The organism is Candidatus Melainabacteria bacterium (assembly GCA_003963305.1).
Taxonomy (GTDB): Bacteria; Cyanobacteriota; Vampirovibrionia; order Obscuribacterales; family Obscuribacteraceae; genus PALSA-1081.
Window position 1 is genome coordinate 33193 of the sequence record RXJR01000023.1, and the last position, 12365, is coordinate 45557.

Annotated in this window: 9 protein-coding genes; 4 read left to right on the plus strand and 5 right to left on the minus strand. The window is 50.3% G+C overall.

The features are described from left to right. Nucleotides 1-31: 31 nt before the first annotated feature. On the minus strand, nucleotides 32-1123 hold the full coding sequence (locus EKK48_22025; GenBank protein RTL37981.1) for a radical SAM protein: 1092 nt from the start codon (nucleotides 1121-1123) through the stop codon (nucleotides 32-34). A gap of 174 nt (nucleotides 1124-1297) precedes the next feature. On the opposite strand from EKK48_22025, the gene EKK48_22030 reads away from it, so the two are divergent. Then, a complete protein-coding gene (locus tag EKK48_22030; protein ID RTL37982.1) occupies nucleotides 1298-2266 on the plus strand; it encodes a J domain-containing protein in 969 nt (322 codons plus the stop codon). A 3-nt stretch (nucleotides 2267-2269) separates the two neighbouring features. On the opposite strand, the gene EKK48_22035 is transcribed toward EKK48_22030, so the two are convergent. Together EKK48_22035 and EKK48_22040 are read right to left on the minus strand one after the other, a co-directional pair. After that, complete coding sequence (locus EKK48_22035; GenBank protein ID RTL37983.1) at nucleotides 2270-3586, minus strand: tetratricopeptide repeat protein; 1317 nt, start codon at nucleotides 3584-3586, stop codon at nucleotides 2270-2272. Between the two features lie 33 nt (nucleotides 3587-3619). Further along, the gene (locus EKK48_22040) at nucleotides 3620-4615 is read right to left on the minus strand and encodes a hypothetical protein (GenBank protein RTL37984.1); all 996 of its coding nucleotides are present in this window, start codon (nucleotides 4613-4615) and stop codon (nucleotides 3620-3622) included. A 288-nt stretch (nucleotides 4616-4903) separates the two neighbouring features. Between EKK48_22040 and EKK48_22045 the strand changes: the two genes are divergently transcribed. Next, on the plus strand, nucleotides 4904-6238 hold the full coding sequence (locus EKK48_22045) for an adenylosuccinate synthase (protein RTL37985.1): 1335 nt from the start codon (nucleotides 4904-4906) through the stop codon (nucleotides 6236-6238). A 57-nt stretch (nucleotides 6239-6295) separates the two neighbouring features. On the opposite strand, the gene EKK48_22050 is transcribed toward EKK48_22045, so the two are convergent. Beyond that, nucleotides 6296-7201: a tetratricopeptide repeat protein gene (locus EKK48_22050; protein ID RTL37986.1), complete on the minus strand. Its 906-nt coding sequence runs from the start codon at nucleotides 7199-7201 to the stop codon at nucleotides 6296-6298. Between the two features lie 77 nt (nucleotides 7202-7278). Between EKK48_22050 and EKK48_22055 the strand changes: the two genes are divergently transcribed. Then, entirely contained in the window at nucleotides 7279-9816 is a 2538-nt protein-coding gene (locus tag EKK48_22055; GenBank protein ID RTL37987.1) for a hypothetical protein, read from the plus strand. A gap of 20 nt (nucleotides 9817-9836) precedes the next feature. On the opposite strand, the gene EKK48_22060 is transcribed toward EKK48_22055, so the two are convergent. Further along, nucleotides 9837-10331, minus strand: coding sequence for a hypothetical protein (locus EKK48_22060; GenBank protein RTL37988.1), 495 nt, complete (start codon nucleotides 10329-10331; stop codon nucleotides 9837-9839). 286 nt (nucleotides 10332-10617) lie between these two features. On the opposite strand from EKK48_22060, the gene EKK48_22065 reads away from it, so the two are divergent. Then, nucleotides 10618-12345, plus strand: coding sequence for an alkaline phosphatase family protein (locus EKK48_22065; protein RTL37989.1), 1728 nt, complete (start codon nucleotides 10618-10620; stop codon nucleotides 12343-12345). The last annotated feature ends 20 nt before the right edge of the window (nucleotides 12346-12365 follow it).

A 12365-nucleotide genomic window follows, 5' to 3' on the forward strand; every position in this document is an offset into this window, starting at 1 on the left:
CAACGCCGTACATTATACGGGTGCGTCCAGATTATCTAATTGACACCACATGCGGTGCAGACACCTGACGTGGCTCTCTAGCCACATGCCTGTAAGTAGTGGAAAAACCTTCCGCGGCAGCATAGCCTAAAATCCGCTCCACATCTCGTTCAATGACGGCTCCCGCCATCTGAGTGACTTCGTCCTCCCAGGGCACGTCGAAATCATTTGCTCCGTAACTGAGCCCCTTGAGGGCGTTCGCATTTTGAGTCAACACGGAAGTGCGTAAATGTCTGACGTTATCCAGAAAGATCCTGCAAAGGGCGAGATGCCGCAAGTATTCGTCGGCGCCAATTTCCTTGCCACCCAGCTCATTATTGTATGGTTTGTAAGTCCAGCAAAGAAAACTAAACAAACCGCCATTGGTGGCATCTTGAAAGTTGCGAACAGTCTCCAGATGGTCCAATCGCTCGTCGAGACTCTCATCAAAACCAATGACCATGGTAGCCGTAGTAGACAAGCCAGCTTCAATGATTTTTTGCTGAGTGTCCATGTATTCAGCGACAGTATATTTCTGAGGGCTGTGACGTTTGCGAAAAGAATCTGCCAAAATTTCAGCACCACCACCGGTGATCCAGCGAACTCCGGCTTGCTTCAGCCGTGACAGCGCTTCCGGCACTGAGATCTTGCTTACTCTCGCAATGTAGAGGAGTTCAACCACAGTCATGGCATAGAATTCGAGCGAATCACCGTACTTTTCTCGAATAGAACCAAAGAGATCGACATAGTAGTCAATCTTCAATTCAGGATTGAATCCACCATTGAAACCGAATAAATCGCCTCCGACTTCAAGCAACTCATCTATCTTGGCAAAAATCCATTCTTTGGATCGCACATAGCCTTCAGGCGATTTGGGCAATCTGTAAAAGGAACAGTAGTCGCATAGTGCAACACACACATTGGTGTAATTGATGATCCGCATCAGAAGATAGGTTGCGGTTTTCGGCGCGTGGTAGCGATCGCGCACGATGTTGGCAAGCATTCGTAATTGCTCGTCACTTGCGTTTTTCCAGAGCGACTCAGCATCGGCGCGACTGATACGCCCGCCATTTCGGAGGGAAGCTTCAATTGAGTCAACGTTCATGGGTTCACCAGATTGTCTTGACTTTGATATGGTAGCAAAACAGACTGGCGCTTTCGCTTTGAGTAAGGTTTCATTGCACTTCGCAACCATGTTGCTCAAAAATTCATTATTATCACTAGTAAGGAGCTTGCTCATTACGGTTTAAGAACTTACGCTTAAGCTGGTGGGCGAGTCATATGGAGTAGGTATCTCTTGGTCAAATTCAAGGACTATTACCAAATCCTCGGAGTGCCGAGGAATGCCACAGACAAAGACATCAAAGCGGCATATCGTAAGCTGGCGCGCGAGCACCATCCCGACGCGAACAAGGGCAACAAAGCGTCCGAGGAGAAGTTTAAAGAGATAGGCGAAGCCTACGAGGTCTTGAAAGACCCTGAAAAGCGCCGCCGTTACGACACTCTTGGAGCGAACTACAAAGCAGGGGCAGACTTTAGACCGCCGCCTGATTTCGGTGCAGGCGGCTTCACCTTCGACTTCGGAAACCTGGGTGACCTGGGACGGGGCGGGGCATTTTCAGACTTTTTCGAGGCGCTATTCGGCCAGGCCGGCTTCGGCGGTCAGGGTGCGGGCGGCTTCCGGACTCAGGGCGGTCCTCAAGGGGCACAACAGCCGCGTCGTAACGACCAGGAAGCAGAAATCGAGCTTAACCTGGAGGAAGTGCTCAAAGGCGTCACCAAAACCCTTCAAATCACGCAACCAGGACAGAAGCCGCGTACACTCGAGGTCAAAATTCCGCCTGGAGTGCGCACAGGCTCAAAAATCCGCGTACAAGGCGAAGCCGGAAAAGGCGGAAGCACTCCCGCCGGAGACCTGTACCTGAAGGTTAAGGTCAAGCCAGACCCGAAATTCACTATAGACGGGGACAACATAATTTCGGAAGTGTCGCTGTCACCAGCACAAGTAGTGATTGGTGCCGAACTGAGCGTAACAACCCTGGAGGGCAGTGTGCGGATTCGTGTGCCGGCCGGCACTCAAAACGGGCGACTGCTGCGCCTGCGCGGCAAAGGGCTGCCAAAACTGAAAGGGGGACCACGCGGAGACCTGCTCGTTCGAGCCAAGATTGTCGTGCCGACTACGCTTACTGATGAAGAACGCTCGCTCTATGAGCAGCTGGCAAAACTGGAACAAGACAAAGCCAAATAAGACTTAAGGGGTCTTTTCGCCGGACTTATCGGCTGGTTTTTCGGATGCCTTATCGGCAGATTTGTCTGTTGATTTATCCGCTGACTTATCGGCAGACTTGTCTGTTGGTTTATCCGCTGGCTTATCGGCAGACTTGTCTGTCGGGTCAGCCGTAGCCGACCCATCAGAAGTTTTAGCGTCGCTTGATGGATCTTTCTTGTCATCTACGACAGCGTCTGACTTGCCTTCAGAAGTCTCACTGCTTTTGGCCTCATCGGGCTTGGCGTCAGGCTTGGCGTCCGGATCTTCGTCAGACTTTTTCTCCAGCGTATTGGCGGTTAACCACTCCTGGTAAGCCTGCTCTTCCTTGCCTTCATTGTGATAAATCTCAGCATAAAGACGATGCAATTGAGCATTGTCTTTGAACTTAGCCTTCTGCGAATCCAACACGGACCGTGCTTCAGGCACACGGTTTTGCAAAATCAACATCTCAGCTAACAACAACTTGGCTTCAATGGAGACTGGCTCCTTATCAGCAATTGCGCGCTGCTCCTTAATCGCATCAGGAACAGAATCATGGTTTTTCTCAACCAGTTCTTTTGCTTCCATCGGATATCCAAGCGTGCGTGCTTTTCCAAAAGCCTGGATATATTCTTCAAATCCATCTTTTTCCTGATGATTGCGAGCCATCGCAATGCCGAGCAACATTTGCACCGACGAATTTTCGGGATCTTTGTCTGAAATGCCCTTGAGTAAGTTGATCGCCTTTTCTTCATCTAGGTTTGACATGTAAAGTCGCGCCAGTTCAAGAGACGGCTGAAAGTCCATATTCGTTTTTATGACCTGGTCATACTGCTTCGTGGCTTCTTCGATGCGTCCGGCCCGCCCCAGTGCGCGCGCATAGTTCAAGCGAACATATTTGCTCACCGGGCACATGTAGGTAGCCGTCTTGAGCAAGTCGAAACCTTCCTCGGTTTCACCACGATCTTTGGGCGCATCGACGAAGACATTGCCGGCGCACATCAAATTTTTGACGTTCCACTTATCTTTGTCGAGAAGTTGCCGAGCAGCACCAAGGGCACCATCAACGTCCCCCTCGCGCATCAAACGCGAAGGCTCCATGTCGTAGACATCCGAGAGCAGCTTCTGCGAACAGAGGTAGAGCACCTCCTTATCGTTTGAAACAGAACCAGGCACAACTCCATCACCAGCATAGAGTCGCATCTCCTCAGGCTTGACAATAGTGAACCAGAATCCGACGGCACAAATAACGGCTATGAGAGTTGCCCACGAGAGTAAGCCCTTCCAGGCCACTTCATTTTCGGTACCGTCACCTGTCACGCAAATACTCCTCTTGAAACAAACATTGACAAGCTAACATCCCGCCGCTCGACGCAATCTCCACCAGGAGAGCACGAAAGTTTCGATTGCTGCTTTTGCCGATACATAGTGTCCCATCTGAAGTTTCACTTCCTCTGCTAAAGATAGCAAATCAGCAAGGTACCCCGCAGCCGCACTATCCTTACATGCCCGGTCACCAATGCGAGATATCTCCAGATTTGTGGCGAGATCAAGTATCTTGCTCACCGCATTGGGATCTTCAGATTCCTCAATGGCAGTTTGAATGGAACGTGACAAATCAAGAGCGTAAAGATTCAGATGCGAATCGCGCGCCTTGAAGATGCTCTTAACCGAGTCGATAAAGGGTTTCAATTCCGGCGAGGCGGCACTATTATCAGCGGCTGCGTTCTTGAGAATCGCAGCCGACAGCGCAGTCTGCCTCTCAGGCGGACTCTGCATGGGTATCACCTGGCAGCGACTCACCACAGTTGGTAGCACGTCATCTTCGCTGGTGGCAAACAAAAAGAACAAACAACGCGACCCCGGGTCCTCGATAGTTTTCAGAAGGGCATTGGCAGACGGTCTGTGAAAAGCCTCCTGCGATGCATCTTCAATAATGACGACGCGGAAAAAATCTGAATACTTAGTCAGCTCTTCCGACAAACTCCTCGCCTTTTCAACGGCGATTTTGCCGCTTTTGCTTCCTTCCCCAGTAAGCGTAAGCCAAGCCTGTGGATGTTTTTCAGCATTTATCCACTTGCAATTGACGCACTGGTCTTTCTCGGCAAGCCCAGCCAACTGACAAGCCCTGTCACTGTTGTGCTCGAGATTGGAACAATTGAGAAATGCAGCCACCATGCGAGCAAAAACCCATTTGTCTTGCGGAGCGGCAGTGTGCGCCTGACTGGCCGGGCCTCTGCCGGTGAGCAAATAAGCATGTGACAACCGTTGCGAGTTGATTGCTGCAGTGACAATCGATGTGGCAAATGAGTGCCTTTGAGCCAGTTCTTTATCGAAGATATTACTCATGCCGGTTCTCGTGTGAAGTTTGCAGCCGCATCAAATATTAGTCTAAACACAGAGCCGATGACGATACTCGCGCGCTGACAACCTCGGGCATAAATAATCTTAACGTAATTAGCTGCCGGCGCCGTTTGACAGCTCTTGGCGAGTATCCTAGACTATCTGTTTGTCTAGAAAGACAGAGTCGAAAAGCGGCTCTGTGTTCGTGCGGAACTAGCCGTCGCGCATTTCGGCTGGAATTTCGTAAGTTTGGACTTGTCAATTTGGATTTTATGAACTCGAGAGGCTAGAAGCTTGGCAAACGTAATCGTCGTCGGCGCTCAGTTTGGAGATGAAGGTAAAGCAAAGGTAACGGACCTGTTGGCAAAGAATGCCGATGTCGTCGTGCGTTACCAGGGCGGCTGCAACGCCGGACACACTGTCGTTGTAGATGGTGAAACCTACAAATTCCACTTGATTCCTTCCGGCATTTTGTATCCGGGAAAAGTCTGCATTTTGGGACCTGGCATGGTGATCGAGCCCAAGGCTTTTATCAGCGAAATCAAATCTTTAACCGATCGTGGGCTTGACGACTCGCGACTGAAACTCTCAGCAACCGCTCACGTGACGATGCCATATCACTTGATCATCGACGCAGCCGAAGAAGACAGCCGCGGCGATAACAAGATCGGCACCACCAAGCGTGGTATCGGTCCAACTTATGCCGACAAGTGCGCCCGCTCTGGAATCCGCATGGAAGACCTGCTCGACAAAAATGTTTTGAAGTCGAAACTGGACTGGATGGTTCCGCGCAAAAACGTCATTCTGGAGAAGCTGTATAACCTGCCGGCTCTCGATCCGAAGGCTGTTCTGGAAGAGTATTACGAATACGGTCAGCAGATGAAGAAGTACGTTTGCGACACGTCAGAGCTGATCTTTCAGTCAGTTGGAAATCGCAAAAACATCCTTTTCGAAGGTGCTCAGGGCACTTTGCTCGATCTCGACCATGGTAGTTATCCCTTCGTGACCTCATCGAGCCCTACCGCTGGCGGTGCCTGCATCGGCGCCGGTATCGGACCGACAATCATCGACCGCGTCATCGGCGTATCGAAAGCCTACATGACTCGCGTCGGCGAAGGTCCATTCCCAACCGAACAAACGGGCGAAATCGGCGAGCAGCTCAGACAAATTGGAAAAGCCTGGGCCGAAGTTGGCGTCACCACTGGCAGACCGCGACGATGCGGTTGGTTCGATCTGGTGCTCGGACGCTACGGCGTTCGCATCAATGGTCTCGACTGCCTCGCTATCACGAAGCTTGATGTTCTTGACGACTTCGATGAAATCAAAATCTGCGTTGCTTACAAAGACAAAGAAACCGGCAAGACCTACAAAGAATTGCCAAGCATCGGCAGCTCGTTCCAGCGCATGGAACCTATCTATCAGTCGTTCCCAGGCTGGAAGGAATCGACGAGCTCATGCCGCAGCTTGAAAGACCTGCCGACTAATGCTCAAAACTACCTGAACTTCCTTGCCGAAGAGATGGACGTTACGATCGCTATCGTCAGCGTTGGTCCGAAGCGCGATCAAACGGTCGTTATCGAAGATCCGATTCATGGACCGAAGCGGGTTTTGAGCAAAGTAGCTCCTTAACCGAACTAGCAGCAATCGGCGACTAGCAGACTAGTCTCGACCAGCGTCGATTAGCGACTATCGAAACATCTGCATTAGCTCGGCAAAGAATGCTCGAACTTGTATCTTCAGCATTCCCGCCAGATCGTTGCTTCTTGTTTTACAGCGATCTACTCCCGCAAGCGCAGTAACGGAGTCTGGATCGATCTCCAGAATTTTCTTGTACTGAGCCATGGCCAGACTGTAATTCTGCAGGAAATATTCCTGCAAAATCGCCATTTTGTTGAGCTTTTCGACAGATAGCGGGTCCGCTTGTAAAGCTTTCTGCAAGCAGGATTGGGCGGTCGCATAATCGCCCTGCATTTCGCAAAGTTCGCTTAAATCGACTAACCACTGCCCATTGGTCGGTTGCAGTTTCAAGGCGGCTTCCAGCTGCTGCCGAGCCTTGCCAAACTGCCCACGTTTCAAGTAGAGCTTATATCCAACATAATTGACATCGGGGTCGCTGCCGGCCTGCTTCTGCAAAACGCCCAGCTCATCTTCAGCTTCCTTCAAATAGTCGCTTGCGATAAGAACTGTGCAAAGTTGTATACGAGCGTCTTTGCTGTTTGGATTAATCGACACTGCATGCCGCGCCAGCGTTATCGCTTGCGGCAGGTTCAAATACTCCATGTACATCTGAGAAAGCGCCACGACTGGCTCTATCAAATGAGGATCGGCATTCATAACTTGCTTGTATTCACTCATCGCGCGAGCGAACATGCCCATCTGCCGATGCAACCGCGCCCCCGCGAGACGCAACTGAGGATTGTTCGGGTCGGCTTCAATCATGCGCTCGAACAAGTCAGTGGCTTTGATGTAAGACCGAGTCTTAGTCAATTCGACGATGCGCTTTATACCGGAATCGTCCGATTCGCTAAGACAAGCTGCCGGATTCGTCGAAACCGCTGCCAGCACCAAAAATGTCAAAAAACTGCGCTTCATTAGTTTTGCCCTGATACCAATGGTAGCAGAGCACCGACGGTGCTATCATCGCAATCACCATTGATATCCAGGTTTATATGGACCAGCACAGCGAAAAAACCGATCAGCGCCCGGCCACTCGCTCGGAGCAAGAATCAACTCCGCTCAGACCAACAAGCAGCAACGACTGGCAAGCACTTCTGCAGTTAACCGTCATCGCTACAGTTGGCAGCGCTTTCATTGCATTGTATGTGCTGTGGATCGGCATGTCAGGTCATCATAAACGCAACGTTGATACGGCAGCCCAGGCGGCATTATATGCAGCGGAACAGTTGTCTCTCATACACGTAGACAGCACCAGTTTCGGAAAAGTCGGGTTGTGCGATGCAGCAGCGGATGTTTCAGGAACATTCAGCTATGCCCCTGGACAAGCAAGAGTCACCGGACTTAATACCATATATAAGACCCTGGCGGTTGATACTGCAATCGCGAAGCATCTGAAGCGCAAGGTGATGCTTGACTTAATCGAAAAGGACCAGGCACAAGCAAAGATGGTCGAGAAAGAGCTGAGCATGCGTCTGCACGAAGCAGCCGAGCCTGATCTGATGGAAGCCCAGTCTTCGGATTCTTCGTCGCAACTATACGCGAACTCGAATACAAAGCCGAACAATATCTATCGCGACGTCTACAGAATGCTGGCCTCAGACAAATCGACACCCGATCTTTCCTTAATCGAGGTGAGACTGAAACTCGGCAGATACAGGCTACCGGCAGCCCCTTCGGAGACATGGCCCACGGGCAAGATTCGATTAATGGACCAGACCGAACAATTCGAATCGGCAAAAAATGGTCAGGCTCCATATGCGGTGCTTGTGGAAGCCATTTTTCAAACCAAACCGAAAAATAATTCCGACCAGATTCAAACAGTAAGCAAAAAACATTGTGCATTAATCGCCGCACCACCGCAGCCTCCCGTCAAGTCAACACTCGTAATGAACTTCCCTGATGGAACGCCACCCGTACTGGATTGCGCGATGGCACTTCTGACTACGCCCGGATTGAGCGGCAACGGTGATTGGCAACAAGTTGTGGGCAATGAAGTTCCAGGCAGAGGAAGCCTGTCGCCTTCCCTTCAACCTGTGCTGCCGGGCATGTCCGCCTCAGATGCATTCAGCGTCATGCTCTACCACTGGTTGAAGAGACAGGGACCGACTGTGAACGAGCAGCAGCTCTACGCCTTGCTCAATGCAAAATGGAACAGTTCCGCGTCACTGATGAAATATCAGCGCGAACCCGTTAACGGTGATGAAGGTAATGCAACACCGAACAGCTGCCTGGCGATTGATACAGGCGCACGGCAATACGCAATTCTCAATCAGACCGGTCCTGGTGGCATAGGACAAACTGCTCTCAGCAAGGCTTTCGAAATCTACTCAGGAGCGATTGCAAGTTCATCCCAAACTAACTTTCCGCAGAACGCTCTGCCTCTTTTCGTAGATCAAGACGGCAATTGCAACCTATCGGGTCGGCACGACTATAACGACAAATTCGTAAACGACTATCTCAAAGCTGTTTACGACACTAACATAGCCGCAATCGAATCAGCGGCAGTATCTAGAATGGTTATAGCGCGCACATCAGCAGAACTGACGCAGCTAGAGCAAAAAATCTACATCGAAAAACAAGAACTAAATTCGGTGATAAATCGTTTGAATCGATCTGGGCAAGAACACCCACCAGGCAAAAACGGAACGACACCAAATGAGGTGGCACGTCAGAACACGCTGATTAAAGAAAAGATTGACACACTTAATTCGGTGATAGCGAGTGATGAAGAAAAACGCAGTGCTTTGCGCGCCACCAACAAACTAGCCCAGCAAACCACAAGAACAGCAAATCAAGTCGCCACCTCGACTTACGAGCTATGCGCACACTCATTCAAAGTTTGCAAAGACGGAATATACAAAATTGATAAGCCTTATTCGGCATATTTGATTTCCAAGAAATTTATATTCACCCCACATACTCAACCAGTCGATGAATCAGACTTTTTCAAACCATATGCTGAAGTTTCCACTAATTCGAAACCATGGCTAGTTAAAGGTTTCGACGTGGTGACACCGATTGAAAACGGACCAGTTAAACCGGAAGCGCTGGTCGTGGAAGGCAAAACTTTTGCCGAATTTGCCGCCGCGAATTCTCTTCAAAGAGCAAATACAAAAGTAGTTTTTCTGACAACTGACGAACTGTTCAGTTCCAATACGCCGAGACCGATGGTTTTCAACTTCTATCCATTTGGCAACATAAAAATTCCAAGCGGGCAACTCTTCTACTACTGCAAAGATGCGATGAAGACAGGCGCTGCACCGTCTGTGAGCTGGTCTGTTGTAATACGCGATCTGGTCGCTTCAGTAGGGCAAAACAGTCAGGGATTTCCAACTGGAGATCCGATTGCCTCAAATCAGCCGGACTGGTGCAAAATTTCCGACCAGCATGAGTGTCCAGGGCTGGCATGCGAATTTCAGCTGCGCACGCCGCTGCCTGTGATCACAAACTCGCCCGAAACCTCGTTGACAAATCCGGTCAATAACGCCCAGATCCAGCAGATGCCGCCCGTACCGGCAGACATGCTCTAGCCACAAGTTGGGGAGAGAATTTAGTTATTGTTGTTGTTGGCTTTCTTGCGACCGCGCTTTTTGGTGCTGCCTTCTGCGCCTTCACCATCTTCGCCTTCTTCGCCGGCATGCTCTTCGCTGGGTCCGTGCACAGCTTCTTCGAGAGCTTCGAGGCGCTCAAGAATTTCCTCGATGTCGTCCTTAGTGGCGATGCCAAATTCTTTCACAGCTTTCTTAGTAGAACCAGAGAGTTTTGACAACTTCTTCTCGGCATCATGGGTGCGCTTTCCGGCTTCATCCTGAAGATTCCGCAAGAACTGCTGAAAATTCTCAGTTTTTCCTTTGCCTGAGTCTTCCAACTCATCCAGAAGGTCCTGTCCCACTTTCACCAGGTCTTCCATGGCCTCGCTGAGAGCAGCCTTGACGCGCTCAACGTTGCTTGTCGCTCCGACTCCAGCCAGAACGGCTTTTTTCAAAATCTTTGCTCTGTCGTTTGACTTTTCTGATTTATCTTTCTTCGCTTGATCCTTGCCCATTTGTCACCTTCTTCTCTGCTGATGATGTAAGGTCGCCTCAAATTTCTCGAGAAATTCGATGTCTGGGCCTTTTGTCCCAGTAGTCTGCCAGTCCGCCAATATGTCTCAACAGTTGGTGACTTCCGAGGAAGTCACGCAGCGAGCTGCCGGACTTATCAAGATAGTACGCCACCGGCCGAGCAAAGAGCCTCCTGACAGGTTCTTTGCAAAGACATTGAAACCTTTTTTTAGCTCGAATTAGTAAACTTATCCTACATCTAGACGGCTCAACCACGAGGCTCACTACGTGGGGCTGACGCCCAGCATTCGGGAGGTATCAACTTTGGTCACTGCTCGACACCTGCGCCAGGTAACTGCGATATCACTTGGCTTGCTTTTGCTGGTGACTCTGATTCTTCCAGCCTGTGCACCTACTTACGCACAATCGACACCGACTCGACCCAAATTAGTAGTGCTTCTGGTTGCCGACCAGTTTTCATACAACTACATCCCTCGATATCTCGACAAACTCACCTCGGGTGGTATCAGACTTCTGATGGACAAAGGTGCAACTTTTACCAACTGCAAATTTACCAACGCCGGCACGCAGTCTGCAGTCGGACACTCAATCATAGCGACTGGAGCGTATCCGTGGTGCACGGGCATCGTTGGTGATAACTGGTATGACCGTCGGAAAAACAAGCCTATTTCCGCTGTATCAGATGATGCAATGAAAATTGTTGGTGCAGCCGCATCCGGCAGCAGCAGCCATTATATGCAGGGAACAACAATCGGCGACCAAATGAAGCTGGCAACGAATGGACGCAGCAAAGTCGTCACTATCTCGCTTGCCGATCGCTCAGCACTTCTTCTCGCCGGCAAGTTAGCCAATGGAGCCTACTGGTGGGACACAAAAAGCGGTGCATTCATCACGGCGGCACAATATGGCAGCGAGTTGACAGGCTGGGTGCAGGCATTCAACGACCAACATTATGCTGATCGATATCTAGGAAAGCAGTGGCAGAGGCTCCTTCCAGAAAACCAATACACGGCGTCGACGCATGACGACTATTCGCATGAGCGCCCTATTCCAGGCGACAGTACTCAATTTCCGCACACCATTACAGGGGGAGCAAACGCACCCGGCGAGGCTTTTTACAATGCCTTCGCTATGACCCCGTGGTCGAATCAGATGCTTTGCGATTTCGCAAAAGAAGCAATCGACAAAGAAAGTCTCGGAATGCATACAGATCCGGATCTACTGGCAATCAGCTTCAGCGCGGGAGAATTGCTAGGCGGTGCATTTGGTCCATACAGTCAGGAGGTAGAAGACCTGACTCTGCGGCTCGATCAATCTATTTCCGGACTGATTCAAAGCCTCGATCAAAAAGTCGGTCTCGACAATTGTCTGATTATTTTCACATCAGATCACGGCATCGCCCCAATTCCTGAATTTCTAAAAGACCGTGGTCTGGATGCGAGCCGTATCGACGTCAAGAATTTCAAAACAACTCTTGACGCACAGCTCGATAGCAGACTGGGCGCCGAAGATTGGATCGAGTCGTTCGAGCCGCCAAATCTATATCTAAACCTGAGCGCGATCGATAGACAAAAGTATCGTCAACCTGATGTCGAAGCGCTGACAGCAAAGATGGCTCATTCGATAGCAGGCGTCGGGGAAGTATATACAGCCGCACAATTTTTCACAAATCAACTGCCCAGCGGACCACTCATGGATGCAGCGAGAAAGAGCTATTACTGGGGCAGAAGCGGTGAATTATTTGTCATGCCACGCCCAGGGCACATTTTTATTTCTGAAACAACGGGCACGGCAACTGGATCACCATATAATTATGATACGCAGGTCCCTCTGGTTATCTCGGGCAGCAACGTGCTAAACGGGCGCTTCGGACAATCGTCGAGTCCTGCCGATATCGCGCCGACAATCACCAACATCCTTGGGATTGAGCAACCTTCGTTGTGCGAAGGTCGAGTGCTCACTGAAGCGTTATCAGGCAATTCACGCGGCAGATAGAAAGACATTTCAAGGAGAAA

Coding starts and splice junctions, on each gene's coding strand:
- EKK48_22055 (RTL37987.1), top strand. CDS start 7,279: ATGGACCAGCACAGCGAAAAAACCGATCAGCGCCCGGCCACTCGCTCG.
- EKK48_22040 (RTL37984.1), bottom strand. CDS start 4,615: ATGAGTAATATCTTCGATAAAGAACTGGCTCAAAGGCACTCATTTGCC.
- EKK48_22060 (RTL37988.1), bottom strand. CDS start 10,331: ATGGGCAAGGATCAAGCGAAGAAAGATAAATCAGAAAAGTCAAACGAC.
- EKK48_22050 (RTL37986.1), bottom strand. CDS start 7,201: ATGAAGCGCAGTTTTTTGACATTTTTGGTGCTGGCAGCGGTTTCGACG.
- EKK48_22025 (RTL37981.1), bottom strand. CDS start 1,123: ATGAACGTTGACTCAATTGAAGCTTCCCTCCGAAATGGCGGGCGTATC.